Origin of the sequence: Haloarcula sediminis (genome assembly GCF_035656455.1) — an archaeon.
In the GTDB taxonomy this organism is placed as follows: domain Archaea; phylum Halobacteriota; class Halobacteria; order Halobacteriales; family Haloarculaceae; genus Haloarcula; species Haloarcula sediminis.
Genome location: NZ_JAYMGA010000007.1, coordinates 29596 through 55905, shown reverse-complemented (window position 1 = coordinate 55905; position 26310 = coordinate 29596). Strand labels below are relative to the sequence as shown.

At 67.7% G+C, this 26310-nt stretch carries 32 protein-coding genes; 18 read left to right on the top strand and 14 right to left on the bottom strand.

Annotated features, from left to right (window positions below; all coding sequences use genetic code 11):
- Positions 1–150: 150 nt before the first annotated feature.
- On the top strand, positions 151–1782 hold the full coding sequence (locus VJ162_RS12725) for a potassium channel family protein (RefSeq protein ID WP_324664807.1): 1632 nt from the start codon (positions 151–153) through the stop codon (positions 1780–1782).
- A 141-nt stretch (positions 1783–1923) separates the two neighbouring features.
- Positions 1924–2097, top strand: a complete 174-nt coding sequence (locus VJ162_RS12720; RefSeq protein ID WP_324664806.1) for a DUF5786 family protein — start codon at positions 1924–1926, stop codon at positions 2095–2097.
- On the opposite strand, the gene VJ162_RS12715 is transcribed toward VJ162_RS12720, so the two are convergent.
- Together VJ162_RS12715 and VJ162_RS12710 are read right to left on the bottom strand one after the other, a co-directional pair.
- Positions 2084–2815 (bottom strand): DUF7530 family protein, encoded by a 732-nt coding sequence (locus tag VJ162_RS12715; protein ID WP_324664805.1) that lies wholly within the window; start codon positions 2813–2815, stop codon positions 2084–2086. The two genes, VJ162_RS12720 and VJ162_RS12715, sit on opposite strands and share 14 nt — an antisense overlap.
- Positions 2812–3741 carry an NAD(P)H-binding protein gene (locus tag VJ162_RS12710; RefSeq protein ID WP_324664803.1) on the bottom strand — a complete coding sequence of 310 codons (930 nt, stop codon included), beginning with the start codon at positions 3739–3741 and terminating at the stop codon, positions 2812–2814. The genes VJ162_RS12715 and VJ162_RS12710 overlap by 4 nt, the downstream gene beginning before the upstream one ends.
- Positions 3742–3823: 82 nt before the next feature.
- On the opposite strand from VJ162_RS12710, the gene VJ162_RS12705 reads away from it, so the two are divergent.
- Positions 3824–4039 (top strand): DUF7561 family protein, encoded by a 216-nt coding sequence (locus VJ162_RS12705; protein WP_324665117.1) that lies wholly within the window; start codon positions 3824–3826, stop codon positions 4037–4039.
- 4 nt (positions 4040–4043) lie between these two features.
- Here VJ162_RS12705 and VJ162_RS12700 read toward each other — a convergent pair whose 3' ends face one another.
- The 4 genes from VJ162_RS12700 to VJ162_RS12685 all read right to left on the bottom strand — a co-directional run bounded on the left by VJ162_RS12700 (position 4044) and on the right by VJ162_RS12685 (position 6206).
- Positions 4044–4997 carry a CPBP family intramembrane glutamic endopeptidase gene (locus VJ162_RS12700; RefSeq protein ID WP_324664801.1) on the bottom strand — a complete coding sequence of 318 codons (954 nt, stop codon included), beginning with the start codon at positions 4995–4997 and terminating at the stop codon, positions 4044–4046.
- 171 nt (positions 4998–5168) lie between these two features.
- Positions 5169–5576: a hypothetical protein gene (locus tag VJ162_RS12695; RefSeq protein ID WP_324664800.1), complete on the bottom strand. Its 408-nt coding sequence runs from the start codon at positions 5574–5576 to the stop codon at positions 5169–5171.
- On the bottom strand, positions 5576–5863 hold the full coding sequence (locus tag VJ162_RS12690; protein ID WP_324664799.1) for an amphi-Trp domain-containing protein: 288 nt from the start codon (positions 5861–5863) through the stop codon (positions 5576–5578). Before VJ162_RS12690 ends, VJ162_RS12695 begins: the two co-directional genes overlap by 1 nt.
- A gap of 148 nt (positions 5864–6011) precedes the next feature.
- On the bottom strand, positions 6012–6206 hold the full coding sequence (locus tag VJ162_RS12685) for a cold-shock protein (protein ID WP_166967680.1): 195 nt from the start codon (positions 6204–6206) through the stop codon (positions 6012–6014).
- A gap of 160 nt (positions 6207–6366) precedes the next feature.
- Here VJ162_RS12685 and VJ162_RS12680 point away from each other — a divergent pair, with 160 nt between their 5' ends.
- A complete protein-coding gene (locus VJ162_RS12680) occupies positions 6367–8091 on the top strand; it encodes an ATP-dependent DNA helicase (RefSeq protein WP_324664797.1) in 1725 nt (574 codons plus the stop codon).
- A gap of 127 nt (positions 8092–8218) precedes the next feature.
- Here the strand turns inward: VJ162_RS12680 and VJ162_RS12675 are convergent, their stop codons facing one another.
- From VJ162_RS12675 to VJ162_RS12660, 3 genes are read right to left on the bottom strand one after another with little or no spacing between them, the layout of a single operon-like run.
- A complete protein-coding gene (locus tag VJ162_RS12675; RefSeq protein ID WP_407066861.1) occupies positions 8219–10105 on the bottom strand; it encodes a halocyanin domain-containing protein in 1887 nt (628 codons plus the stop codon).
- A 48-nt stretch (positions 10106–10153) separates the two neighbouring features.
- A complete protein-coding gene (locus tag VJ162_RS12665) occupies positions 10154–11257 on the bottom strand; it encodes a class I SAM-dependent methyltransferase (protein ID WP_324664796.1) in 1104 nt (367 codons plus the stop codon).
- Positions 11250–12377: a 60S ribosomal export protein NMD3 gene (locus VJ162_RS12660; RefSeq protein ID WP_324664794.1), complete on the bottom strand. Its 1128-nt coding sequence runs from the start codon at positions 12375–12377 to the stop codon at positions 11250–11252. The genes VJ162_RS12665 and VJ162_RS12660 overlap by 8 nt, the downstream gene beginning before the upstream one ends.
- A gap of 115 nt (positions 12378–12492) precedes the next feature.
- On the opposite strand from VJ162_RS12660, the gene htpX reads away from it, so the two are divergent.
- The 5 genes from htpX (at position 12493) to radA (ending at position 16123) form a co-directional block, all read left to right on the top strand.
- Positions 12493–13365 (top strand): zinc metalloprotease HtpX, encoded by an 873-nt coding sequence (htpX, locus tag VJ162_RS12655; RefSeq protein WP_324664792.1) that lies wholly within the window; start codon positions 12493–12495, stop codon positions 13363–13365.
- 150 nt (positions 13366–13515) lie between these two features.
- A complete protein-coding gene (locus tag VJ162_RS12650; RefSeq protein WP_324664790.1) occupies positions 13516–13776 on the top strand; it encodes an antitoxin VapB family protein in 261 nt (86 codons plus the stop codon).
- Entirely contained in the window at positions 13773–14159 is a 387-nt protein-coding gene (locus VJ162_RS12645) for a PIN domain-containing protein (RefSeq protein ID WP_324664788.1), read from the top strand. Before VJ162_RS12650 ends, VJ162_RS12645 begins: the two co-directional genes overlap by 4 nt.
- 57 nt (positions 14160–14216) lie before the next feature.
- Positions 14217–14834 (top strand): PspA-associated protein PspAB, encoded by a 618-nt coding sequence (pspAB, locus tag VJ162_RS12640; protein ID WP_324664786.1) that lies wholly within the window; start codon positions 14217–14219, stop codon positions 14832–14834.
- 239 nt (positions 14835–15073) lie between these two features.
- The gene (gene radA / locus VJ162_RS12635; protein ID WP_324664784.1) at positions 15074–16123 is read left to right on the top strand and encodes a DNA repair and recombination protein RadA; all 1050 of its coding nucleotides are present in this window, start codon (positions 15074–15076) and stop codon (positions 16121–16123) included.
- Between the two features lie 311 nt (positions 16124–16434).
- Here the strand turns inward: radA and VJ162_RS12630 are convergent, their stop codons facing one another.
- Together VJ162_RS12630 and VJ162_RS12625 are read right to left on the bottom strand one after the other, a co-directional pair.
- Positions 16435–17487 (bottom strand): aldo/keto reductase, encoded by a 1053-nt coding sequence (locus VJ162_RS12630; RefSeq protein WP_324664782.1) that lies wholly within the window; start codon positions 17485–17487, stop codon positions 16435–16437.
- A gap of 220 nt (positions 17488–17707) precedes the next feature.
- The gene (locus VJ162_RS12625) at positions 17708–18727 is read right to left on the bottom strand and encodes a CPBP family intramembrane glutamic endopeptidase (RefSeq protein ID WP_324664780.1); all 1020 of its coding nucleotides are present in this window, start codon (positions 18725–18727) and stop codon (positions 17708–17710) included.
- Positions 18728–18871: 144 nt separating this feature from the next.
- On the opposite strand from VJ162_RS12625, the gene VJ162_RS12620 reads away from it, so the two are divergent.
- From VJ162_RS12620 to VJ162_RS12595, 6 genes are all read left to right on the top strand, one after another.
- On the top strand, positions 18872–19774 hold the full coding sequence (locus tag VJ162_RS12620; protein ID WP_324664778.1) for an acyltransferase: 903 nt from the start codon (positions 18872–18874) through the stop codon (positions 19772–19774).
- A 71-nt stretch (positions 19775–19845) separates the two neighbouring features.
- Entirely contained in the window at positions 19846–20094 is a 249-nt protein-coding gene (locus VJ162_RS12615) for a DUF7577 domain-containing protein (RefSeq protein WP_324664777.1), read from the top strand.
- A gap of 30 nt (positions 20095–20124) precedes the next feature.
- Entirely contained in the window at positions 20125–20841 is a 717-nt protein-coding gene (locus VJ162_RS12610) for an Nmad3 family putative nucleotide modification protein (RefSeq protein ID WP_324664775.1), read from the top strand.
- Between the two features lie 75 nt (positions 20842–20916).
- Entirely contained in the window at positions 20917–21603 is a 687-nt protein-coding gene (locus tag VJ162_RS12605; RefSeq protein ID WP_324664773.1) for an RAD55 family ATPase, read from the top strand.
- Complete coding sequence (locus tag VJ162_RS12600; RefSeq protein WP_324664771.1) at positions 21600–22010, top strand: hypothetical protein; 411 nt, start codon at positions 21600–21602, stop codon at positions 22008–22010. The genes VJ162_RS12605 and VJ162_RS12600 overlap by 4 nt, the downstream gene beginning before the upstream one ends.
- Positions 22011–22181: 171 nt before the next feature.
- The gene (locus VJ162_RS12595; protein ID WP_324664769.1) at positions 22182–22418 is read left to right on the top strand and encodes a ribbon-helix-helix domain-containing protein; all 237 of its coding nucleotides are present in this window, start codon (positions 22182–22184) and stop codon (positions 22416–22418) included.
- 195 nt (positions 22419–22613) lie between these two features.
- On the opposite strand, the gene VJ162_RS12590 is transcribed toward VJ162_RS12595, so the two are convergent.
- The gene (locus tag VJ162_RS12590; protein WP_324664768.1) at positions 22614–22901 is read right to left on the bottom strand and encodes a DUF5789 family protein; all 288 of its coding nucleotides are present in this window, start codon (positions 22899–22901) and stop codon (positions 22614–22616) included.
- 131 nt (positions 22902–23032) lie between these two features.
- Here VJ162_RS12590 and VJ162_RS12585 point away from each other — a divergent pair, with 131 nt between their 5' ends.
- From VJ162_RS12585 to VJ162_RS12575, 3 genes are all read left to right on the top strand, one after another.
- Positions 23033–23830 carry a PHP domain-containing protein gene (locus VJ162_RS12585; RefSeq protein WP_324664766.1) on the top strand — a complete coding sequence of 266 codons (798 nt, stop codon included), beginning with the start codon at positions 23033–23035 and terminating at the stop codon, positions 23828–23830.
- Positions 23831–23884: 54 nt separating this feature from the next.
- A complete protein-coding gene (locus VJ162_RS12580) occupies positions 23885–24049 on the top strand; it encodes a DUF6757 family protein (RefSeq protein WP_324664764.1) in 165 nt (54 codons plus the stop codon).
- A gap of 114 nt (positions 24050–24163) precedes the next feature.
- Complete coding sequence (locus VJ162_RS12575; RefSeq protein WP_324664762.1) at positions 24164–24640, top strand: HPP family protein; 477 nt, start codon at positions 24164–24166, stop codon at positions 24638–24640.
- 32 nt (positions 24641–24672) lie between these two features.
- Here the strand turns inward: VJ162_RS12575 and VJ162_RS12570 are convergent, their stop codons facing one another.
- Positions 24673–25386, bottom strand: a complete 714-nt coding sequence (locus VJ162_RS12570) for a type 1 glutamine amidotransferase (RefSeq protein WP_324664760.1) — start codon at positions 25384–25386, stop codon at positions 24673–24675.
- A gap of 76 nt (positions 25387–25462) precedes the next feature.
- The gene (locus VJ162_RS12565) at positions 25463–26233 is read right to left on the bottom strand and encodes an alpha/beta fold hydrolase (protein ID WP_324664758.1); all 771 of its coding nucleotides are present in this window, start codon (positions 26231–26233) and stop codon (positions 25463–25465) included.
- Positions 26234–26310 lie beyond the last annotated feature (77 nt).

The window sequence follows — 26310 nt, the reverse complement described above, 5'->3', positions numbered from 1 at the left end:
GCCGAACCGGAGTGAAAGTGTAACCGGGAGACGAGGAGGCTATACGAGGAAAATACCACTCCCGTGTCAGGACGGGGCTACATATAAGCTGTTGACTGGACAGCCGGCTGTCAGAACTGTTTTACGCGGCCTCGGCAACGTACGGGGTAGATGGACACGTGGCAGCGGCGGACGGTAATCTACGTCGCCGGGCTCGTCGCCGTGATGCTCGGGTACGCGCTGGCCTACGACTACCTGATGGCCACTGTCGAGAACAGCCCGCAGCCGTTTACCCGCTCGCTCCGCGTCGTCGTCGAGACCTTCACCACGACGGGATATGGCTCCGACTCCCCCTGGTCGACCGACGTGATGCGGCTGTTTATCGTCGTGATGGACCTCACGGGCGTGGTCCTCATCTTCCTGGCCCTGCCGGTGTTGCTCTTCCCGCTGTTCGAGGAGGCCATGGAGACGACGGCGCCGACCGCCCTCGAAGACGACATCAAGGACCACGTCGTCATCTGTCACTTCACGCCCCGCGGCGAGACGCTCATAGCCGAACTGGAGTCGTGGGATGTCGACTATCTGATCGTCGAACCCGACAGCGACCGCGCCGACACCCTCCACGAGGCGGGCTATCACGTTATCCATGCCGACCCCCAGTCCGTCGAGGGGTTGGAACGGGCCCGGCTCACCGACGCCCGGGCGCTGGTCGCCGACGCCTCCGACCAGGTCAACACCAGCATCGTCCTCACAGCCGGGGAGGTCGACGAGCACGTCCGGACGGTGAGCGTCGTCAAAGAGCCCGACCGCGCCAAGTATCACGACCTCGCGGGCGCCGACGCCGTCCTCTCGCCGCGCCGGCTGCTGGGCGAGAGCCTCGCCAGCAAGGTGACGACGGGCGTCTCGACGACGCTTGGCGACTCCATCGAGGTCGGGAAGGACTTCGACATCGCCGAGCTGCCCGTCCACCGGGGCAGTGACCTCGTCGGCACCACGCTGGCCGACAGCGGGATTCGCGAGGAGACCGGCGTCAACGTCATCGGCGCGTGGTTCCGCGGCGAGTTCGTCAGCCCGCCTTCGCCCGACGCCGAACTCGACGGCTCGACTGTGTTGCTCGCCGCCGGGACGGCCCGACAGCTCGAACAGCTGAAATCACGGACCCTCTCGACCGTGCGGGGGTTTCGCCGCGGCGAGACGGTCATCGTCGGCTACGGCGAGGTCGGTCAGACCGTCGCTGAGGCGCTACAGACCGCGTCCGTCCCTTACACGGTCCTCGACAAGGACGGGAAAGACGGCGTCGACACCGTCGGCGATGCCATCGAACCGGACGACCTGCGGGCCGCCGGCGTCGAGGACGCCCGCACCGTCATCCTCGCGCTCTCGGAAGACACCGACACCGAGTTCGCCACGCTCGTTGTCCGCGACCTGAACCCCGATGTCGAGGTCATCGCCCGCGCCGAGGAGACCGAAAACGTCAGGAAGATGTACCGTGCCGGCGCCGACTACGTCCTCTCTCTGGCCACGGTTAGCGGCCGGATGCTCGCTTCGACGATCCTCGAAGACGAGGACGTGATCTCGATGGACCAGCAAGTCGAGATAATCCGGACCGACGCCGGTGACCTGGCCGGGACTACGCTTGGCGAGGCCGATGTCCGCTCGCGGACCGGTTGCACCGTGGTCGCCGTCGAGCGCAACGGGACGGTGCTGACCGACCTCGGCCCGGACGTGCGGATCGCGTACGAGGACAGCCTCGTCATCGCCGGCACCGACGCCGGTGTGGACCGGTTCCAGCAGCTTTACTGACCCTCTCGTTTGGCTCCCCACTCCGGGAACAGCGTGACGACGGCTCGTGTGAACCTCCGCCGGCGGGACTGCACTCCCGGAACAAAAAGGTTCGCCGTTACATTGATAATTGATACCATGCTACGTTACGTGTGGTAGCTTATGTCTATGGGAGCGTATGACGACGACGAACACGAGCGCCGTGAGCGCAAGAACAACGAGGTCGACATGTCGGAGGACGACGACCGGACTGCGTATCACGGGACGGTCGACTACGACGGCGAGGAGTCCACCGAGGAGCTGCTGGACCAGTTCAAGCAGATCAACTCCGGGTGAGGCCGCTCCTGGACCTGACCTGTAACAGCGCCACGGAGACGCCGGTGACGACAGTGACGGCGGTCACGTGAGCGAGCAAGGCCGCGAGCAACACGCGCTGGTTCAACACGAACGGCACGAGTACGAGCTGTAACACGCCAAAGCCCCACGTCTCGATGTCCGCTCGCTGGAACACCCGGGCCGTCTCGGGGTCGAACTGAAACCGGAAGGACCGCCAGAGGCCGGTGACGCTGGCCCACCAGCCGGTGCCGATGCGATAGCAGATGTCCCAGAGGATGAGCAACATGAGATACACCACGAGCACCGGCGGATTCGGGCCAAAGAGCGTGTTCAGCAACGGTGAACTCGCCGTCTGTGGGTCGAAGACGAAGATGTGTGTCAGCAGGGCGATGTAGGCAAGCACCGACAGCACCACCTCCATGTTCGAGGAGAAGAGTAGCGCCCGGTAGGTCGGCGGGACGTCGATGCGCCGGACGAGCGTGCTGATGCGGAGCATCTCGACGCTGCCGACGGTCGCGACGAAGATGACTGCCGTCGCCACGACGGCGACGTTCCAGGTGTCGTAGTACCACGAGAGGCCGACGACGGCGACCTCGAAGACGACCAGCTGGATGGCAAGCGCCGCCCACGTCGGCAACCTGATGCCCGGCAACGCGCCGACGATGCTCTCGTACACCCACGTCTCGCCGTACTCGGGGCGGGGGGTCTCGTCGCTCACTGACCGATACCCTCCACTGCGACCGGCGACACCCGCTCGCGGGTCCCCGAGAGTGCCCGCTCGACGGCGGTGTCGAACGCGGTCAGCTCCACCGGGACGGCGTCGTCGATACGGTCGTCGCGGGCGACGACGGGCGTCTTCAGTCCGTGGATGAGCGGGCGAGCGACCGTCGGGGGCACGTCGGTCACCAGTCCGATGGCGCGGGCCGAGAGCCGCGGGCTCAGTATCGGAATCGGGACGACAGTCGGCTCGCTGCCTCTGACGACCCGGCCCGTCCGCCGGAGTATCTCGGCGTAAGTCATGACCTCGGGACCGCCGATCTCGTAGGTCTCCCCGGCGGTGTGGGGGTCCGCCAGCACGCCCACGAGATACCCGATTACGTCCTCGATAGCTATCGGCTGACACTCCGTGTGGACCCACCGCGGGGTGAGCATCACCGGCAACTGCTCGGCCAGCCCCCGGATGAGGCGGAAACTGGCGCTCCCGGTACCGATGACGACGGCCGCCCGGAGCGTCGTCAGTTCGAACGCCCCGGCGTCGAGGATACCCTCGACCTCCCGCCGGGAGCGGAGGTGTCGCGACTGTATCTCGCTGTCCTCGCCCAGCGCGCCGAGATAGACGACCCGGTCGACCCCGGCGGCGTCGGCGGCCGCCCGGAAGTTCCGCGCCGCCCGGCGGTCCCGCTGGGCGTAGTCGCTGCCAGCCCGCATCGAGTGAACCAGATAGTACGCGGCGTCGACCCCTTCGAGCGCGTGTTCGAAGCTCCCCGGGTCAAGCAGGTCACCGGCGGCGACGGTGACCCCCGCCGGCGAGTCGTAGCTGTCGGGGTCCCGGACGAGGACGCTGACCTCGTGACCGGCGCCACGGAGGGCGGGGACGAGATGGCTGCCGACGAACCCCGTCGCCCCGGTCACGAGAACGTGCATGTCACGGACACAGGGTGGCAAGGGATTAAAACCCACCCGCTATCGGCGCAAACGCCTTCCGTCCGTCGCCGGTAGCGTCGGTATGGCCTCCCAGCCCTGTGACGGCTGTGGCGAGTCCGTCTCGATAGCGGGGGGTATCGCCAACATCTGGACACAGGAGAGCCGACCGACCGAAGGTATCGTACTCGAACTGGGCGATGGCACCGAGCACTTCCTGTGTTACGACTGTATCGACCGCCTGCCCGACGACCGCGAGGTGCGGGCGGCGGACGTCGCGGCGCTGGACGACCGCGCCTGAGCTGTCACTTCCGTGGCGTCCACCGGGTCACGCGGTCGGCGAGGCCTAATTGGCCGTCTCGCCAGCGGACATACGCGAGCAGTCCCACCCCGCCAAGCGCCGCAGAGACCGTGTGGAGCGCGCCGGTCTCGCCGAGCCAGAACGCCGGGCCGGTGATGTCGAGGACGATGAGCTCCGGTGTCCGCTGTGAGACTCCGAACCCGAACACCCCGCTCATCGTGAAGTTATAGAACACGTGAAACCCGATCGGCAGGGCGAGTTCCCCGGTCAGGACGTAGGCGACACCGAAGATACCGCCGGCCAGGAGGTAATACCCGTACTGTGTCGGGTCGGTGACTTTCCCGCCGTGGAGGACGGCGAAGACGGCGGCACTGAGCCCTACCGCGGCGCCGACTGCTGCCCATCGGGGCACGTACCCGTCGGCCCCCTCGGCGAGGTTTTTCAGCATCGCGCCCCGGAAGAGGAACTCCTCCCACGACGCCGCGACGGCGATGTAGGCGAAGACGACGGCGATGGCCGCCGGGAACGGGAGCGCGCCGGCCCCGTCCGCGAACCCGGTGACGGTCACCCATCCGGCCGCCAGCGCGGTGACGAGCGTCACGGCGTGGACCGCCGTCGCCACCGCCCCGCCGACGGCGAACGCGTGCCACCACTGTCGGTCCAGTGCCAGCCCGTACTCGGCGAGCGGTCGCTTGTCGAGTAGCCGCCCGCTGAGGAGGACCGTCCCCGCGAGCACGGCGGCGAGCGCGCCCATCTCGACTGTCTCGACGACCGGGTGGTCGAACCGCGCTCTGAGCGCCGGCTGGAGGGCGGCCAGCGCCAGGAAGCTCACCACGAGAGGTAGCACCGCACGCAACGGCGCCCGGAGTCGCCGCTGCTCGCGGTTCCAGACCGGCCGGAGGAGCCACCGCCGGAGCGCGGCCGATACCGTGCCGTCGGACGGCAACTGTAACGACATACCGCCACAGACGGCCCCCGCCTTCGTATCAACGGACGCATCGTTTCCGGGTCGGAAGTCGCGGACTTGTTTTTACCACAGTCCCCCTGGTGGAATGCCGACCACGCGTACGCGGGACCGTCGACGGCGGGGCCCTCGCCGTCGGCGCCGGGCCGGTGGCTGCCGGCGTGTCTACACTCCGGGGATACCGAAGGCGTCGGTCGCGATGCCAAGCAGCCCGAGCCCGTAGAGGAGTATCACTGCGACAAGCCAGGCCACGAAGGCGATGCCCAGCGCTGTCCCCCAGCCGCCGGGGTACTGCCAGTTGATGACGCCGACCCAGGCGACGAGCATCAGAACCGGCCCAAGCAGCGGAATCCAGCCGAAGAACACGCCTACCAGCGCGTAGACGAGCGCCCCGAGCAGGGCGGTGATGGCCGCCCGCCGAAAGCCCGTGTCCCGGTCGAGGAGTGCCTGTGCGCCAAGCGTTATCGCCACCGTCCCGACGAGCAGGCTCACGAGGAAGACGAAGACGCCGCTGACGAGTGACTCCGTCGCAACCGCTCCCTGCAGGACCGGGCTAGCCAGCGTTCCGACCATCACTCTGACCGGCTCTCGTCCGGCGTGCCCCCGTTTGCCGCCGCCTTCGTCGGCGTCCACCGGAACCGCAGCGCTAACTCCTCGACGTCTTTCCGGAGCCGGCGGGACCGCTCGGTCACCGTCACCTCCGTGGCGATGCGCTCGCGCGGCGAGAGGCGGACCCGCTTGTTCCCGATAGCGACCCGGATTCGCGCGCTCTCGGCGTCCAGCTCGTCCGCGATGGCGCGCAGGAACTCGGCGGTTTCAGCTCTGGTCCGCTCGCTCTCGTGACTGGTCGTGTCTGCCATGGTACCCGTGGCTACGAACTATCAACTGATTAACACTGGGTTCGGTAGCGGGCGGACAGCCCAGCCGACGGGCGACGCGGTCACTCGCCGGTGAGTGTCGGTAAAACAAAGTATCAGATGTGGTCGCTAACGCGACCGGAAATCCGAGTTAGTTGCGGACGACGTTCGTCGCGCGGGGGCCCTTGTCGGCCTGTTCGATGTCGAACTCTATCTCCTCGCCCTCTTCGAGGTCCGGACCGCCAACGTCCTCCATGTGGAAGAAAACGTCCTCGTCCGCGTCCTCAGTCGAGATGAAACCGTAGCCGCCTGTGTCGTTGAAGAAATCAACCTTACCGTTTGCCATTGCAAATAACTGTACAGCCGGTGAACGTATAAGGCTACTGAGAGTCGCGCTACCACGACCGCGTGGGTGTGAACAGGGAACACGCCCGGTCACGTGGACGCCGACCGCCGGCTGCCGTCCGACGGGAAAGGTTTACCCCGACCCGGCCGTTCGCTCGGGTGTGTACCCGTCGCGGATTCCCGACGAGTTTCCCGCCCCGAGCCACCGGGGCAACCAGCAGCAGGCGCTCGCCGATATCCGCGCGGCCTTCGAGGGCGGCAAGGACGTGGTCCTCGTTCGAGCCCCGACCGGAAGCGGCAAGTCCCTGCTCGCCAGAGCCATCGCGGGCGCGGCCCGCACCGCCGGCGAGGCCGCCCCCGAGCAGGTCGTCGACGCCTACTACACGACGCCGCAGGTCTCGCAACTGGATGACGTGGCCGAAGACGACCTCTTGGAGGACCTCTGTGTCATCCGGGGGAAGAACAACTACGACTGCATCCTGCCCGGCGAGACGGACACGCCCGTCGACCAGGCCCCCTGCGTGCGCGAACGGGAGTTCGACTGCCAGGTCAAACACCGGTGTCCGTACTTCTCGGACAGGGCCATCGCCTCGAATCGCCGAATCGCGGCGATGACGCTCGCCTACTTCATGCAGACCGCCGGCAGCGACGTGTTCGGCAAGCGGGACGTGGTGGTCGTCGACGAGGCCCACGGGCTGGGCGAGTGGGCCGAGATGTACGCCACCATCGAGCTGTCGCCCTCGACGATTCCGTTCTGGGCCGACCTCGATATCCCCGACCTCGACGGGCTGGACGAGGCCGTTGCCTTCGCCGAGCGCATCGAACACGTCACCGAGCGTCGGGTCAAGGAGCTGCGGGGCAACGCCGAACTCACTGGCGAGGAGGTGGCCGAGCGCGACTCCCTGAACAAGCTCCGCAGCGACCTCTCGTGGTTCCAGGAGGACTACCGGGACCCCGAGAGCGCGACAACGTGGGTCGTCGACCAGAACGGCGGCGAGGGCGCGCCGGTGACGATCAAGCCGATGAACCCCGAGAAGTACCTCAAACACACCGTCTGGGACCGGGGGAACCGCTTTGCGCTGCTGTCGGCCACGATTCTCAACAAGGACGCCTTCTGCCGGAACGTCGGGCTGGACCCGGCGGACGTGGCGCTCGTGGAGGTGGGCCACACCTTCCCCGTCGAGAACCGGCCGCTGTACGACATCACGCAGGGGAAGATGACCTACGAGCACCGCGACGACACCCTGCCGAAGGTCGCCCGCGCGATCGTCCGGGCGATGGCCCGCCACCCCGACGAGAAGGGGCTGGTCCACTGTCACTCGTACGCGATTCAGGAGCGACTCGACGAGCTGCTGACCGACCTCGGCGTCGGGCCCCGCGTCCGGAGCCACGACAAGGCCGACCGCGACGGCGCGCTGTCGGCCTGGAAGCGCAGCGACAACCCCGACCTGTTCCTCTCGGTGAAGATGGAGGAGGCTCTGGACCTGGAGGGCGACCTCTGTCGGTGGCAGGTACTCTGTAAGGCCCCCTACCCCAACACCCGGGACTCGCGAGTCGCGCGCCGGCTGGAGGACGGCCAGTGGGGCTGGTACTACCGCACCGCGTTGCGGACCGTCATCCAGGCCTGCGGGCGGGTGGTGCGGGCGCCCGACGACTACGGCGCGACCTATCTGGCGGACTCGTCGCTGCTCGATCTCTTCGAGCGCGCACGCACCGACATGCCCGACTGGTTCGCCCAGCAGGTCGACCGCTGTGCAGCGCCCGACCTGCCCGCGTTCGCGCCCGACCGAGCGCTCGCCGGGGTGTCGGCGAGTTCGAAACGTCGGCACGACCGCTCCCGGTCCCGGTCGAGCGGGAGCCACCCCCTGTCGGACGTCTGGGACTAGATGAGGAAGGCGGCGCCGTAGACGAACGACGAGCCGACCATCAGGAAGACGAGGATGATGGCGAGTATCTGCTGTCTGTCCATACGGTCCTTTTCCCCGACACCCAATTAGGCGTTACGACGGGCGCTCACCCCCGGTCGTCGCCCCGTCGCCACTGCTGCCAGCCGGCGGCGCCCACGAGGCCGAGCGCGGCGGCGACGGCCGTGAACCCGCTCCCGTCGGCGCCGGTCGACTGTGCCGTCCGCGTCGGCGTCGCTCCGCCCTGTGCCGTCGCACCGCCGATCGCGTACAGCGTGAACGTCCCGTCGCTGGCGTTGGTCGTCACGTAGACGGTCCCGTCGGCGACTATCGGCTCGCCCCCGAAGTACGACGGGGTCGTCCCGTCGGCGACTTGGCTGTCGAGTTCGACGGTCCACAGGACCTCACCGCTTCCCCCGTCGAAGCCGTGGACGGCCTTGTCGCGGTCGATACTGCCGTCCTCGTCGTGGCGGACGCTGCCGTCGTCGTTCGTTTCGATGATGTAACCACGGTTCGCGGCGTAGACGACGTCGCCGGCGACCGCCGGCGTGTTGACCGCCCCGCGGGTCCGGGTGCGCCACCGTCGGTCGCCGTTCTCAGCGTCGAAAGCGTACAGGTAGTAGTCGCCACAGCCGGCGTACACCGTCCCGCTGACCGCGTCGGCGGCGTCGTCGGGGACGGCCGCCAGCCCCCTGACGGCGGAGCCGAGTTCGGCCGTCCACCGTTCGCTGCCGTCGCTCGCGTCGATTGCGTGTATCGCGTGGGAGTCGCTCCCGACGTACACCGTCCCGTCGGCGACGCTCGGGCGCGTCGGCGGGTGCGACTCCTGCGAGAAGGCCCACTTTTCGGCCCCGCTGTCCGCGTCAAAGGCCCGCACCCACAGCCGTGGGGTCTGCGGGCTCGTTCCGAAGTGACGCTGCCCGCTGGCGTAGACGGTCCCGTCGACGACGGCGAGGCCGATGACTTCCCCGTCGACTTCGGCGAGCAGTCGACGGTTCCCGCGCGTCGCGTCCAGACGCTCCACCGTGTTCCCTATCGCCGCGTAGACGCGTCCGTCGGCCACTTGGAGTCCGTTGACGGCGTCCTCGGCGTCCTGTCGGGTCCACTGGGTCTCGCCGGTGTCGGCGTCGAGGGCGAAGACGAACCCGCCCCCTGAGTCTTCGGCACGGGACGTGACGTACACCCGACCGTCATCGACCGCGCGGACCCGGCCGGGCACGTCCCGCTCCCACTGCCGTTCGCCGGTCGCGGCGTCGACGGCGGCCGTCGAGAACTCGTCGGTCGAGAGGAACACCGTCCCGTCGGACAGCACCGGGTCGTAGAGAGCGTGGCCGAACCCGAGCCGCCACCGCTCGCTCACGTCCTCGACCGGCCCGCTCGTTTCAGGTGCGTAGCTCCGGTTTGCCGGCCCGTACTCCCGTGTGGCCCAGTCCCCGGTCGGTGCGCTCGACAGCGCCTCGCCGGTCGGTGTCGGCTCCGGGGTGGGTGTCGGTTCGGGTGTCGGCGTCCCCGGAGTCCGCGTCGGGTAGTCGTCGCCGACGACGACGGCGCCTCTCATGCCCAGTCCCTCGTGGGGGCGACAGCGGTACTGGTAGATACCGTCGTCCTCGAACGTATACTCGTAGTGGACGCCGGGTTCGGCGACGGCATCCCCCGAGTCGAGCGGGGCGCCCTCGGGCGACGTGACGGTGTGGGCACCGCCCTCGCCGGTCCACTCCCACCGGACCGTCGCCCCGTTGTCGACGTGGACCGCCGGCGGGTCGAAGGCGAAGTTCCCGCCGTTGCCCTCGGCGGCGACCGTGACGGTCACGGTCGACTGCCCGGTTCTGTCGACGGTCGTCCCGTCGTAGTTGCCGACGGCGTCGAGCCAGCCGCCGTAGTCCGGCGGGGCGTCCCTTCCCTGTGTCTGTGATGCGCTGCCGACTGCGAGTGCCGTCGCCGCGAGTGCGCCCGCGCTCGCGCCGAGGATACCTCGACGCGTGACACCGTCGTCCATACCCCCAGTAATCGAACGACTCAACAAAAAGGCACTGCGGAGTCAGGCCTACTGAATCCGCGCGTCCACGACGACGTGGGCGACGCCCTCGCTGTGGCTCTTGATGCGGCGCGTGTCAAGCACCTCGACCGAGCGGCCCGCGTCGGCGGCGGCCGCTTCGAGCCGCTCGATTGGCCGGTCGAAGACGAGGTCCTCGGGGGTCGCCTCGTGCATGTGCAGGACGCCGCCGGGCGCGAGCGCGTCGATGGCGCTGTCGAGATACGTGAACCCGCCCGCACCGTCGGGTTCGCTCGCCTCGTAGTAGCCCATCACCACGCGGTCGACGGGGCCGCCGTCGAGACCTGCCTCGATCACGTCCCGGCAGTCCGCCCGGTACGGGTGGACCAGCCCGTCGACGCCGTTTCGCATCGTGTTCTCGACCAGGTAGCGGAAGGCGGTGGGGTTGTGCTCGACGGCGATGACCTCGGCGCCGGCCCGGGCCATCGGTAGCGTGAAGTAGCCGATGCCGGCGAACATATCGAGCACTCGCTCGCTCTCGTTCACGGCGTTGCCCATCCGCGCCCGCTCGGCCTTGTTCCCCGGCGAGAACATCACCTCGGCGAGGTCCAGGGCGTACTCGGTGCCGTGTTCCGTGTGGACTGTCTCCGTGTCGCCCTCGCCGGCGACGGCGGTCACGTCGGGCTCGCGGTGGACGCCGCTGATGCCGTTGCGGGCCAGCACGGTGTCGGCCTCGCCGTGCAACGCCAGCAGCGCCTCGCCGACCTCGCCGGGTCGGGGCGCATCGCCCATCGCCACGAGGACGACGCTCCCGACGACCGCCCACGAGGACGGCGCGGCGTCGAGTTCCGCCTCTGTCCACCCCCGCTGGCGGAGGTGGTCGGCCAGGCTCCGCAGCCGCCGCTTGCCGACCTGCTCGACGACCTCACGCACCGCGACCGTCTCGGGCGGCGCGGTCACGGGGACGGCGACCCCGTCGTCGTCCCACGACTGCACGCTGTGGCTGTCGTCGTAGACGCCCTCCGCTTCGAGCGCGTCGATGACCGACTCCGCGCGGGGCTTGGCGACGACGACGGCCAGATGTCGGTCGTCCGCGAGTTCGCCCTTGGCCGCCGTGTCGGGCGTCTCCGCCGGCTCCGCTTCGTCCTCACGCATCGTCGCTCTCGCCTTCCGGCAGGACGTGTAGCCCCGCGTGGCTCTTCAGCACGGGCACCTCGTCGGCGTCGGTGTCAAGATACGACGGCCGTGGGACGGTCACGCTCTCGAACGTCTCGGGGTCTAACACCTGGACGGCGTTTGCGTCCTCGACGGCGACGAGCGTCGTCGGCTGGCCGTCCTCGCGAAAGCCCAGCCGCCGGGCGTCGGGCGCTTCCCCCTCCTCGAAGCGGGCCTCGTAGGCCTCGCCGGTCGCCAGGCGCACCCCCTTGAGGTTCCCCTGGATCGACCGCACGAGGACGGGTCCGTCGCCGTCCTCGGGGTCGATTATCTCGCCCTGGCGATAGCGGGGCAGGCGGACGGCGTAGGTCATCCGGTAGAGCTTCTGGCCGTCCTCGTCCTCGCTGATGAGGCGTTTCGAATCGGAGTAGCCCCCGCCCAGCTGGGCCGTGATTCGCTTGGCGATGCCCTGGCCCATCTGATTCGTCGATATCTTCATGTTCAGCCCGTCGTCGACCTCGTTCGTCTCGGTGATGAAGGCGTTGCGGTCCCCCGTCGCCTCCCGCTCGGCGATGTACTCCTCGGCGATGGTCTTGGCCCGGTCTACCTCCTCGTCGGTCGGCTCCCGCCCGTCGGCACGCACCTGGACGACGCTGGCAAAGGAGCCCCCGGCTATCTTCCCGCAGCGCTTGCAGGTCTGGCGGGCGATGCGCACGGGGACGCTCACCTGCTCGTGGACCGGGACCCCCCGAACCACGCCCGAGAACTCGGTGTGCATGCGGATGTTGTTGCGGTCGAGCTGTTCGGGCGCGACCTGCCAGTCGACGGCCTCGGCGTCGACGTGGACCCCGAGCGCCTCGCTGACCTGCTCGACGGCGATGTCGGTGTAGTCGTCCGCGCCCACGTCGACCCAGCGGTTCCCCTTGTGGACCGCTCCGCACCGGGAACACACCCGGACCTCGATGGTCTCGGGGGCGTCCACCAGGTCGAACTCCTCGAAGTAACAGGCGTCACACAGCACCCGCTCGGAGTTCCGCTGTGCGCCCGGGAGCGCGGGGCGGTCCTCGGGTGGCTCGAACTCGTCGCCACACTTCGGACAGAAGGCGCCGGACCGGCTCATTGACAGCCAATACTGGACTGGGCTGTTTAAGCCGTGCGTTCCATCGCCCGGCCAACCGAGTGTGACATGCAAGCACGATAAGGGGGTTTTAGCGTCTCGACTCCCTAGTCGACGTATGCAGTGGCAAACCGACTGGGGGCTCCGCGGGCGCATGGCCCTGACGATGTTCCTCCTGTTCGGGCTCTACATCGTCTTTCTCGGCGTCCTCACGCTGTACTTCGAGAGTATCGTCGCTATCGTCCTCGTGATGGGGCTGTTCATGGGTGCGCAGTTTTTCTTCAGCGACCGGCTCGCGCTGTACTCGATGGGCGCCCGCGAGGTCGACCCCGACGAGTACCCCGACCTGCACCGCCGCATCGAGCGGCTCGCCCAGCAGGCCGACCTGCCAAAGCCGAAGGTCGCCGTCGCCGACTCCCGGACGCCCAACGCCTTCGCGACGGGGCGCTCTCAGGACAACGCCGCCGTCGCCGTGACGACGGGTATCATGGACCTGCTCGACGACGAGGAGCTGGAGGGCGTGCTGGCCCACGAGCTCGCCCACATCAAGAACCGGGACGTGATGGTGATGACCATCGCCTCTTTCCTCTCGACCATCGCCTTTCTGGTGGTCCGCTGGGGGTGGCTGTTCTCGGGCGGGCGAAATCGCGGCGGCCAGCAGCAGGCGCCGGTGTTTGTCGCTATCCTCCTGTCGCTCGTGGTGTGGATTCTCTCCTTCCTGCTCATCCGTGCGCTCTCGCGGTATCGGGAGTTTGCCGCCGACCGCGGCGGCGCCTCGATAACCGGTCGGCCCGCAGCGCTAGCGACCGCGCTGATGAAGATAGACAGCGGGATGGGGAAGGTCCCCAGCGAGGACCTGCGGGGTCAGTCCGAGATGAACGCCTTCTTCATCATCCCCATCCGCTCGGGCTTTATCGGTCGGCTGTTCAGTACGCACCCCTCGACGGAGAAGCGCATCGAACGGCTGCGCGAGCTGGAGCGGGAGCTGTAGCTGCGTTCGGGAGCGGGGGTCATGGAACGAATACCGACCCCGTGGACGACCCGGCCTGGCGGGAGTGAACGGGATACGTCTCGGACGCGACGACCGGTCCCGCTCAGCGGCCAAGATTGATTGGTACACAAACCCATACACAAAATAGGGATGGCCTCGAAGAACATCGGCATCAAGGAAGACGTCTACGAGCGCCTGAAAGCGCACAAACGTGGTGACGAGAGCTTCAGCGAGACGCTCGACCGCCTTCTCCACGAGTTCGATTCCGACTGGCGGACGAACGCGGGCTTTCTCACTGACGAGGCGGCGGCCGACCTCGAAGCGGCGGTCGCTCGGGGCCTTGAGGACGCTGACGATTCGCTCGAGGACCTCGGCGACGAGATCGACGAGCGGCTTTCGGGGGACCGGTGAAGCTCGTCGACGCGTCGTTTCTCGTCGATTACGCCCGCGGCGACGACGCTGCAATCGGTTACCTCGCTGCCCACGACGAGGAAGTGATCGGCGCATCGACTATCGTTCTCTCTGCAGTCTATCGGGGATTGCTGCTCACTCAGGAGATGACACAGGAAGAGGCGCTGTCGAAGTACGAGTGGGTAGAGCCGGTGCCGTTCACTAACGAGGCCGCCACGGAAGCGGCTGCTATCTACGCCGCTCTCCGCGCCGACGGCGAGATGATAAACAAGAGCGATATCTATATTGCGGGCACTGCGCGGTCGCTTGGCGTTCCACTCGTGGTCGGTGACAACCATTTCGACGCCGTCGATGGGGTGACGGTCGAGACGTACCGAGGATAGCGTCGTCGCCGTTCCCGGAACGGCAATCGCCTTACCGCTCGCGCCCGATGTGTCCGTATGGGACTGCTTTCCGGACTCAAGAGCGTCCTCGGGATGCGCGCGGAGGCCGACGCGACCCGGGACGCCGACCCCGACGACCTCTTTGGGATGTCGACGGCCCACATCACGATGGAGGCCGAACTGGGCTACGCTCCGACCGGCGACGCGGCGCTGTGTTTCGGCGACGTGGACAGCGAGGACTTCCGGGCGGCCACAGACGAGGTCGAGGCCATCCTCGACGCGGGGGAGGCCGAGACCGGCACGCAGGCCGAGTTCACCGACGACAGCCACGGCCACCGGTGGGTCGTCCTTCACGACGACGACTTCGACGACCTCGTCACGTCCATCCACTTCGCCGCCGACACGCTCATCGAGCGCCGGTACGGCTCGCGGCTGCTGGCGGCGCTCTTTGGCTTCGAGAACGACCGAAGCGACCAGCGGGCCTACTGGGTGTACTCGTTCCGCCGGGGGGCGTACTACCCGTTCGCGCCCAAGTCCGATACCGACCACGAGCGCGACCAGGCGACGGAGTTCAAACTGGAGAGTACGCTCGACGGGGAACTCAGCGTCGAGGACGACAAGGCCTACTGGTACCCGCTCTGGCCCGACCTCGCGGGCGACCACCCGTGGGAGTGACGATATCGGTTCCTGACATCGCTGTGTACGACCACCTGCGCTCGACCGGCTCCGTCCCGACTGGCCCGCCCCTTGCCGGCGTCGCCGCCCTGCCCGACACCGGCTCTGGGACGCACCGCCACTCCCTTCCCTTCTAAACCTCCCGATACGCGTCCCACTTACTCGACTGCCGTCCCCCAGTTTTACTTTCACTATGCTGTTAACGGGGGTTTATATCCCGTCGGGCGTAAGCTACGTCCATGTCCGAAGCTGCAGACCTCGAAGACCTGCCGGGCGTGGGGCCCGCGACAGCGGAGAAGCTCAAAGACAACGGCTTTGACTCCTATCAGGGGATCGCCGTGGCCTCCCCGAGTGAGCTGTCAAACACCGCCGACATCGGCGAGTCCTCCGCCTCCGACATCATCAACGCAGCCCGCGAGGCCGCCGACATCGGCGGGTTCGAGACGGGCGCCGCGGTGCTCGAACGACGGGAGCAGATCGGCAAGCTCTCATGGGGCGTCGACGAGGTCGACGAGCTGCTCGGCGGCGGCGTCGAGACCCAGTCCATCACCGAGGTGTACGGCGAGTTCGGCGCCGGGAAGTCACAGGTGACCCACCAGCTCGCGGTCAACGTCCAGCTCCCGGCCGAACACGGCGGGCTGGAGGGCAGCGCCATCTTCGTCGACTCCGAGGACACCTTCCGTCCCGAACGTATCGAGCAGATGGTCGAGGGCCAGGACGACGACGTGCTCGAAGATATGATGAAACTCCACGGTATCGTCGGCGATGACGAGGCCGCCGACGCGACCGACGACGACCTGCTGGCCGACCTCGTCGAGTCGGTGCTGGACAAGATTCACGTCGCGAAGGCGTTCAACTCCAACCACCAGATTCTGCTGGCCGAGAAGGCCCAGGAGATCGCCAGCGAGAGCCAGGACGACGAGTTCCCGGTCCGCCTGCTCGCGGTCGACTCCCTGACCGCACACTTCCGCGCCGAGTACGTCGGCCGCGGCCAGCTCGCCGACCGCCAGCAGAAGCTCAACAAGCACCTCCACGACCTGATGCGCGTGGGCGACCTCAACAACACCGCGGTGGTCGTCACCAATCAGGTCGCCTCGAACCCCGACTCGTTCTTTGGCGACCCGACCCAGCCCATCGGCGGGAACATCCTCGGTCACACCTCCACGTTCCGCATCTACCTCCGCAAGTCCAAGGGGAACAAGCGCATCGTCAAGCTCGTCGACGCGCCGAACCTCCCCGACGGCGAGGGCGTCATGCGCGTCGAGGGCGCCGGCCTGAAAAACGAGTAGTCCGCCTCGTCCGTCTTTTCTTCTTGCTGTCACCCTCCATGAGCGACGGCGCTGTCCGTCCGTGACGCCGGCGTGGGACGTGCCCCCACGCCTCGAACCCCCTCGTTTCACGTGGAACTCCCCGCCGTCCGGCGTCTTTCGTGCGTCTGACGCACCGGAGTGAAAGTGGTCCGTGCGGAGAAAAACCGACAGACGGCGGTACATCTCCTGTCGAAACGAGGGGGTTGTGACCGCAAACCACACGACAGCAAACTGACTCGACTGATCGTCGAGGGGTAGGTTCTCGACTGCAGATTCGGCGGGCCCGGGTTTCAGTCTCCGGCCGATTTCATCCCGGTGCCCTCCAGGTCCTCGCCGCCGACCGATGAGCGAAGCGCGTCCATCCCGTCGTCGCGGTCGATACCGAAGTTGTCGGCGTGGAGCTCCTGGACCCGGTCGTACTCCTCGTCCGACAGCGGCGGGGTGTCGGGCGCGCCGGCCCACTCGTCGATGTCGGCGTTCGTCCGGAAGGTGGGGGTGACAGAGGCCACCTCGTCGTGGGCGAGCAGCCACTGGATGGCGGCCTGGCCCATCGTCCGCTCGCCGTCGCGTTCGAGGAAGCGAAGCGTCTCCAACTTCTCCCAGCCGGTCTCGTACCACTCGGTGGGGCGGTGGCCGCGGTGGTCGCCCTCCTCTAACTCGGTGTCGGGCGTGACCTGCTCGTTCAACAACCCCGAGGAGTGGGGCACCCGGGCCAGCACCGACGTGTCCGCGTTCTGCTCGCGGATGGTGTCGATGAAGTGCTGGCCGGGGGTCTGCTCGAAGAGGTTGAACACGGTCTGGAGGGCGTCGAACTCGTTTGCCACGGCGGCGTCGCCGTCGGCCAGCCAGCCGATAGAGGGGCCGAGCGCCCAGCCGATGGCCTCGACCTTGCCCTCCTCGCGCAGTTCGTCGAGCGTCTCCAGCACGTCGGGTGTGACTTCGTCGACGTTGGCGTTGTGGAGCATCAACAGCTCCACGTGGTCCATGTCGAGCCTGTCGAGCGAGCGGTCCAGCGAGGTGCGAATCCACTCGGGTGTGACCTTCTTCGGCAGTTCGCCGTGGCCCGCCTGCGGGTTGTTGTAGAAGTCGTAGCCGACCTTGGTGGAGACGGTCACCTCGTCCCGCACCTCCGCGAGGGCCTCGCCGACGAGTTCCTCGCTGTCGCCGTGGCCGTAGACGTCGCCGGTGTCAAAGAACGTGACGTCCCGGTCGACGGCGTGCTGGAGCATCTCTATGGCCTGGTCCTGCGTGCGGTCGCCCCACCAGTCCGTGCCGACGACCCAGGCGCCGAAGCCGACCTCCGAGACCTCGATTTCCGTGTTCCCGAGCGTATCGTACTTCATGGAGGCGTGTTAGTGGAGAACGCACTTATCGCTCTTGGTTCCCGGCGCAGTGATACTCAACACTGTCTGCGTGAACAGCGAAAGCCAGAAAGCCCCGACACGTTCGACTCGGGGGACTCGCTTCGCTCCTCGCTCGCTCCACTCGCTGCGGTGCTTACGTCGTCCGCCTTCGTCGAACGTGTCGCCCCTTTCAGTCCCTCCTCGGCGGCTGGTCAATCGGCTACGAGCCTCGCTCCCCGTCGCGTGCCGGAATCCGCAGCTCCGGGACGGCGATGTCGTCCAGAATCTCGACGCGGCCGTACTCCCGACGGACCCACCAGTAGAGCGCCGCCGACCCGAGCGCGAGCAGTGGGAGCGCGATGAGGCCGCCCTCGGGACCGAACGAGCCGCCGGTCACCAGCTCGGGGCCCGTGGCTTCGGTGCCGACGAGGGCGACGCCGGTGTCGAGCCCGCTGACGGGGAAGTCCCACAGCGAGAGGCCGTAGTTCCAGGCGACGTGGAAGCCACAGGCAATACCCAGGCGGCCGGTGAGCACGTAACAGGCCCCGAGCAGGAAGCCATACAGCGTGATGTTCGTCACCGAAAGCAGGGTGGCACTGGGGTTAGTCCAGTGGAGGACGCCAAAGAGCGCGCCAGTCAGGACCGTGGCGGCGACGGTCGAGGCCGCTCTGCCGACGGCGCCGGCCGCTCCCTCCGCGAGGTTCGTCAGCAGGTAGCCACGCACGAGAATCTCCTCGACGCTGGCCTGAACGACGAAGAAGGGGACCAGCAGCGCCAGCCCGACCACGGCGCCCGTCGAGGCGAGGCCGAAGGTCCCGCCCGTCGTCGCGGGGAGGACGCTCGTGACGGCGGTCCAGCCGACGGCGACCTGGGCGACAAGCACGAGAGTCGGGAGCCCGAGGCCGAGCGCGAGACCGAAGCCGGCGTCGCGCCACCACTGGCGGTCGAGCCCCAGCCCGAAGTCGGCGAGTGTGCGGCGGTCCAGCAGATAGCCAAAGCCCAGCCCGGCGACGCCCATCGCGAGAAACCCCCAGCCGAGTTCGGCCAGTGCGTACAGCGCCGCCACGACGCCGGTCTCCCCGGTCGGCGCGGGCACGACGGCAAAGAGCAGCGTGAGCACGACCGCACCGAAGCCGGCAAGCAGTATCCAGAGGCCGATGCGCCACGGCGCACGGAGCCGCCTCTCGGCGGGGTTGACGAGATAGCCACGCAGCGCCGACACCGGGTCCGACCTGCTCATGGCGGTGTCTCGGCCGGCGGCGGCTTATATTATCGGCTCCGTCGGCGCCGCTGACTCGCCGGCGGCGGAGTGGTGACACGCACGTTACCCGCTGGTGGGGACGTAACGGAAACCACTATCTGCCCTCGCGGCCAGGCTTGTGACATGACGAAGCGCCACGTGTCGCTGCCGCCGGTCGCCGAAGAAGGGCTCCGGGAGTTTATCGACGAGGTCGACGAGCGGCTCTCGGGCGAGGAGGACACCTGTGACGTGGTCACGGACGTGCTCGTTGACCTCCACGGCGACCGCGAGGCCTACGAGCGCTGGCAGTCAGGCGGGGACGTCTCGCCCGCCGAGCGGGTCCGCCTCCAGGGGTATGACCCCTGTAACACGACCCTAGAGAGCGAGTACTACGCCGAGAAAGACGAGGCGCGGTTCAAACGCTCCAAACACCTGCAGTGGCTCTGGCGCCAGTTCGACGCGACACCGATGGCCGACAACGTCGAGTTCGCGCTGCGGTTTCGCCGGATGCTCGCCGACCACCTCTTCGAGTCCTGCGGCGATAACTGCCGCTTCTTCAAGAACATCTCCTTTACCTACGGCCACAACATCGAACTCGGCGACAACGTGGTGGTCCACGACGACGTCCACTTGGACGACCGCGGCAAGCTCACCATCGGGGACCGCGTCTCCATCTCCGACGACACCCACGTCTACAGCCACGACCACGACGCGGTCGACCAGACACACGTCGACAACTACCACACCATCATCGAAGACGACGTACGCCTGACCTACGACTCGATGGTCCGGGCGGGCGTGCGTGTCGGCGAAAACGCCATCCTCGCGGCGAAATCCATCGCGGGCAAGGACATCCCGGCCCACCACATCGCGGCCGGCACGCCCGCGAAGTCAATCGCTATCAAGGACGGCTGGGAGTCGGTCGCCGACCCGCTGGAAGACGCCAACGCCGACCGCCGCGCCGAGCGCCAACTCGACGTCTCCGTCCCGGACGATATCACCGTTTTCGACGAGTTCCAGCGCGACCTCGCGCCGCCGGACCGCTGAGACCGTCCCTCAGTATCACTTCTGAAAACTGGCGGGGAATACCGAAGTAGCTCTCCCGTCCAGTTTCGCGTATGCAACCTTGGGTGTGGCTCACGGCGTACGTCCTCGGCTTCGGGCTGTTGCAGGTGCTGCTCTATCGGCACTTCAGCGGCCGGCCGGCGTCCCCGCAGCCGCCCGAAGAGCGTGTCACGCGGGCCGACGGCGGCCGGCAGGTCGGCGCCGAGATGACCGACACCGTCGTCTGCGGGCACTGTGGCGCGGTCAACGAGTCCCACAGCATGATCCGGTACTGTGGCGCCTGCGCCGAGTCGCTCCGGTAGCCCTTTGGCCGACGGCGGCGACTCCCGACCATGCGGGCCATCGCCATCAACGTCGGCGCCAACACCAACGAACCCGGCTTTCGCGGCCCCCTCTTTCCCGACGGCTCTTTCGAGTACATCCCAATCCCGGAGGCCGAGCCCACGGCCGAACCGGTGCCGACCTACGCCGACTTCGACCTTGAGACGGACGTGAGCGGCGTCGCCGACCGGCCGGTCCACTTCGACCCGGAGTTCCCGGAGGTCGGCGGCGAGCGCTACACCTACGGCGATGAACACGGCATCAAGGCTGGGCCGCTATCGGACCTGTCGGCCGGTGACTACCTGTTTTTCTACGCGACGCTCTCGACGACCGGCGAAGCACCGGCGTGGGCCCCGCCACGGTGGGGCGCCCACCTCATCGGCCACTTCCGGCTGGCCCGGGACCCCGTCACCGGCGAGGCGTACCGCGACCTCCCGGCCGACGAGCGGACGGTCTTTGACTCCAACGCCCACGTCAAGCGGGCCGAGTTCGACGCCCGCGTGTTGCTGCTTGGCGACCCCGACGGGTCGCGGCTCTACGAGACGGTCGTCCCGCTGTCGGCGCCCTCGGGCGGGACGGACGCCAACTGGCTGGTCACGGAGCAGTCCTCGGACTCGGGGAAGGGGCCGTGGTGGCGACGGCCGATGCGCTTTGACGCCGACGGGACGGCGACGCTGCTTGCACTCGCCGAGGAGGCCCCCGAAGCCGCCGGCCGAATCAACGATTGAACTCGGGCCGGGAGAGTTATCACCGGTGAAAACAGAACACGAAGACATATGCCACGACGCGCGCATGCTGGTGATATGCGACTCTCCACCGGCGTTCCCGGGTTCGACGAACTCGTCGAGGGGGGGTTGCTCCCCGACCGTCTCTACGTCGTCAGCGGCCCGCCGGGCAGCGGGAAGACGACCTTCTGTTCGCAGTTCATGACACAGGGCGCCAAGGAGGGCGAGACCTGTCTCTACGTGACGATGCACGAGACCAAAGAGGAGCTGATGCAGGACATGGCCGGCTACGACTTCGGCTTCGACCGGGCGATGCAGTCCGACGCCGTTCAGTTTCTCAACCTCGTCACCGAGAGCGGCAAGCGGACTATCACCCAGTTCGGAACGGAGGGCGGCCTGACCAACCGCCTGGTCGCCTACATCGAACAGAACGACATCCAGCGGGTGGTCATCGACTCGACGATGCTGTTGCAACACTTCATGAGCGACGTCGACGACGAGATAACGGGCTTTCTCTCGGCGCTGAAACAGACCGACGCGACGACGCTCCTGATTTCGGAGATGACCGACCCCTCCTCCTACAGCGACGAGCACTACCTCGCCCACGGCGTCGTCTTCTTCCACAACTTCCTGGACGGCGGGAGCATGACCCGTGGCGTCCAGGTCATCAAGATGCGCGGCACCGCCATCGACTGTGACATCCGCCGGATATCCTTTAGCGACCGCGGCCTGCAGGTCCACGCCGACGAGAAAGTCGAGTCATGAGTCGCTACGAGCGCGAGTTCGACAGCGGGTGGGCCTCGCTCGATAAGGACGAGGCGACGACGCGGGCCTACGCCATCGGCGTCGCCGAGCGACTGGGCGAGGACAACCGCGAGGCGCTGAAAGCCATCTACGCGGAGATGGACTCGGCGTACCACCGCAGCATGGTCGAACTCGCCTACGAGGAGGGCCGCAACGAGGCCAAGGCCGCCGCCGACCCCGGCAGCGACGACGCCGACGCCGTCTGGGCCGAACTGGTCCAGGGCGAGGTGACGACGGTCGACCCCGACGACCTCCCGACGCGCGGGCGGGACGGCCTCCCCGGCGCGCTCGACTCGGGCGACCTGCTGGACCGCCAGGACGTCGACAGCACCGAAGCGGTCGACAGACCCGACTTCCTTGAGCGGTAGCGAGGGGAGCGGCCCTCGGCGGAACGGCGACCAACGGGAGCCGGAGAGCAGTAGCGAGACGCTGAACGGAGTGAAGCGTCTCGAAGGCGAACGAAGTGTGCCGGAGAGCAGTAGCGATGACTGTCCCTCCCGGCAACAGGGTTATATACTCGACAAGACAAGCCGGCCCATATGAGCCGAATCAAACTGTCACTGCCGGACCAGGTCGACTCCGACATCCAGCGCCTCGTCGAACAGGGGGAGTTCCTCAACCGCGACCAGGCCGTCGAGGACCTGCTGAAACGCGGTATCTCGGCGTACAACGTCACTACCGACGAGTCCGAATCGCCGGTCGACGACGAGATGTTCGGCCAGACCACGTCCGAACAGCAGGACCCCGCCCAGATGGACGACGATTACGGGTTCTAATACTGGTAGCTGTAACAAATTGACGTAATTCGCCACCCCGGGGTGGCGAATATCTCTACGAACTTACACCCACCAGTGTAACGCCGCCGGCGGTTCGTCACGTGTTCGCGGTGGTCGGTTCGTCACAGCCGGCAGTGTGGCTGGCGCTGGCTGTCTGTCGCTGCCGAAAAAAGCGTAGCTGGGGCCGCTGCCGCTCTAAAACGAGACTTCTTCCGGGCCGTCCTCGCCCATGCAGACCGGGTCCCGGTCCGAGTATCCCTTCCGGCCGATAGCCTTGCCCGAGACGCCGTTGTAGGCGGCCAGTCGTGCGTCTTCGGCCGTCTCGAACGTCTCCGGGGCCGACCGGGAGAGCGCCTCGGCCAGTTTCTCGGTCCCGTTTGGCAGTTCGAGGGTGATGTCGCCCTCGGCTTCGATGAGCTCCTCGGCGGTGATCGGGTACTGGTGTGCGTCGAACGCCTCCTCCGCGGCTGTCATCATCGTCATACCACAGGGGAGAGACTCGTCGACCATAAACCTCATGGTCTTTAATGATAATATTCCTTAATGACGTTAATTGCGTCGGTGTGACACGGTCGGGGAGCAACTGGTTTGCCGCTGGGTACTCGTGTGTCCGTATGGTCGTCGCGGACCTCCACGTACACACAACGCGCTCGGACGGGTCGCTCACACTCGATGCGCTCCCTGCCGCGGCCGCCGACGCCGGGGTCGAGGTCGTCGCGGTCACCGACCACGACCGGCTCCAGCCGGCCCTCGACGGGGCGGTGACGACCCGCGACGGCGTGACGGTCGTCCACGGCATCGAGCTGCGCGTCGACGCGGGCGAGCAACGGCTCGACCTGCTGGGCTACGGCGTCGAGCCGACCGACGCCCTCCGTGCCGAGTGTGCCCGCATCCAGCGCGACCGCCGGGAACGGGGTCGGGCTATCATCGACTGCGTCGAGGACCGTCTGGGTCGCTCGCTGCCGGTCGAACCCCGCGCCGGGCTGGGCCGGCCCCACATCGCCCGCGCCATCGCCGAGGTCTCCGAGTACAGCGTCCAGGGGGCGTTCGACGACCTCATCGGCGACGACTGCCCCTGCTATGTCTCCCGCGACGTTCCCGGTTTCGAGCGGGGCCGGGAGTTGCTTGCCGACGCCTGCGGGCTGGTCGGGCTGGCACATCCGTTCCGGTATCCCGACACCGACGCCGCGCTGGCTCGCTGTGGGGAGTTAGACGCCGTCGAGCGGTGGTACCCCTACGACCGTCCCGTCGACACCGACCGCCTCGACGCGGCCATCGAACGCCACGACCTGGTGCCCACCGGCGGGAGCGACGCCCACGACGACCGGCTGGGGGTCGCGGGCCTCGACGGGACTGCGTGGGCCCGGGTCCGGGGCGCTGTCGCCGGAGACGGACGACCCCGCTCCGTCTGACGGCCGGCAGACGGAATCCGAGGGTTCAATGCCCCACGGGTCCAACTCCCGCGTATGCAGTGTCACTACTGCGACCGCGACGCGGACATCGCCGTCGACAGCGACGGGGTCAAGGTCGGCGTCTGCAAGACGCACTTCCGCGAGCAGATGGCCGAGCTCGAAGACGCCGACTGGCTCGACGACCTCGAAGACGAACTTGATATCGACCGGCGAGAGTAGGCTCCTCTGTCGAACCGGCCGGCGACACACCACCTGTCTATCCGTTCTCGACCACCCGAACTGACCGCGACCGAACGATACCGTTTTGCCCGACGACGGGAACGTTCGCCCACAGTGTCTGCGGTCCCCTGGGTCCGGCAGTCGGGCCACGCGGGCGCCCTGCTGGCGGCGCTTGGCGGGGTCGTCTGGCTCACCGGGCTCCCATTCCTGTTCCCGAGTCTCGGCCCCACGGCCTATCTCTTTGCCACCCAGCCGTCGGCCAGACAGTCGGCGGCTCGGCGGGTGCTTGGCGGACACGCTGTCGGCGTCCTCGCCGGACTCGTCGCCTATCACGCCATCGCCGGCGGCGCTGTCATCACCGCGTCGATGGGTCCCGCCTCGATGGCCGGCCTCCGACTCGCGACGAGCGGCGTCGTCGCCGTCGCGCTCACCACGGCCGGGATGGCCCTCACCGACACCGGCCACGCCCCGGCCTGTGCGACGACGCTCATCGTCGGACTGGGCATCCTCGCCGCGCCGCGACAGGGCGCGATTATCGTACTGGCAGTGGGCGCACTGGTCGCACAACAGGCGCTGCTGACCCGTCTCTGACACCTTTAGCGAAGTCCCGACAAATAGCCGCCCTAGTCGTCGCTTGCGACCTGCTCGCTCCCGCCGGCGGCGACGCGCTGGTCGCGGGCGTAGTCGGTGAAGTTGTCGAACAGTCGCTTTGCCTCACAGGCCGCCCGGTAGTTCGCCTCGGTGATGCCGTCGAGGACGCGCTCGATGCGCTCGTCGGGGAGGTCCTTCCCCGAGGCCACGTCCGCGGCGGTCTCTGGGTCGTACTCGGGGTGGAACTGCACCGCAAAGACGTCTCCGCGGCGGAAGCCGTGGACGCCGTAGTCGTTCTCGGCGAACTGTGTCGCTCCCGGCGGTAGCTCCGCGACGTGGTCCGAGTGGGTCGTGAAGACGGTGAACTCCTCGTCGACGCCGGAAAGCAGCGGGTTCGACCCGTCGTGTTCGACGGTCCGGTAGCCGATCTCGTAGTCGCCCATCGGCTCGACGGTCCCGCCCAGCGCGTGGGCGAGCAGCTGGTGGCCAAAACACACCCCGAGGAACGGCAGCCCGTGGTCGACCGCCTCGCTGACCCAGGCTTCCAGGTCGGCGATCCAGGGCTCGTCCCAGTAGACGGAGGCCCGCGAGCCGGTGACGAGACACGCGTCGAACGCGAAGCCGTCGGGTAGTTCGCGCTCGGTGACGTCGAACTCCACGAGGTCGGCGTCGAGTTCCCGCCGGAAGTTCCGCCGGTTGTCGGCGCCGTCGTGGGCCGCGTTCAGCAGGGCGATACGCAGACTCATTACCGGAACCCAAACTGTCGACGAGTAAAAACCCACGTATCGACGGCTATATCTGCCACTGTCGGCGACGCCCCGCTCACTCCTCGGTGTGCTCGTCTAAGAACGCGACCAGCCGGTCGGTCACGGCGCTTGCGTGCTCGACAAACGACAGGTGGCGTCCCTCGACGGCCGTCGCGCTTCCGCGGGGCAGGTCCCGCGCCAGCGACTCGGCCGCGTCGCCGGGCACGACGGGGTCGTCGACGCCGTAGTACAGTTCCGCCGGCTGGGTCACCTCGTACAGCGGCGGGGCCGAAAAGCCCGTCATCGCCGCGGCCTGGGCGGTGAAGGCGTCGCCGGTCGCGTCCTCCTCGCGTCGCCAGCCGGTGATGCGCTCGACGAGGTCGGCCGCGTTCTCGCGGAACGCGGGGGAGAACGCGCCCGCGAGAGACTGCTCCGGACCGGTGTCCAGCGAGAGCCCCGCCAGCGCGTCGCCGTCGATACTGTCGCCCGCCGCTGCAGTGTTGTACAGCGTCAGCGTGCGCGCGCGGCCGTACTCGTGGGCGTACTGCAGGGCGACCATCCCGCCCAGTCCCGCGCCGACGAGGTGGGCCTTCCGGACGCCGTGGTCGGCGAGGGCGGCTTCGAGGTCCGCCGCGAGGGTAGCTACGTCGTAGGGTCCGGCAGGGTCGTCCGATTCCCCGGTTCCCCGGAGGTCCCACACCAGCGCCTCGTAGGGGCCCGCGACGGCGTCGTGGTGCCACCCCCACAGCCACGCGCCGTAGCCGGCGTCGCCGACGAAGACCACGGTCGGACCGTCCCCCGTCGTCTCGTAGTGCAGCGAGACCCCGTCGTTGGATGCGGTAGGCATTACCCGTCGGTTCGGCCGGCCGTCTGGTCACTGTTTCGAAGCCCCACGTCTATGGCGGTGGCTCGCCAACCCCCGAT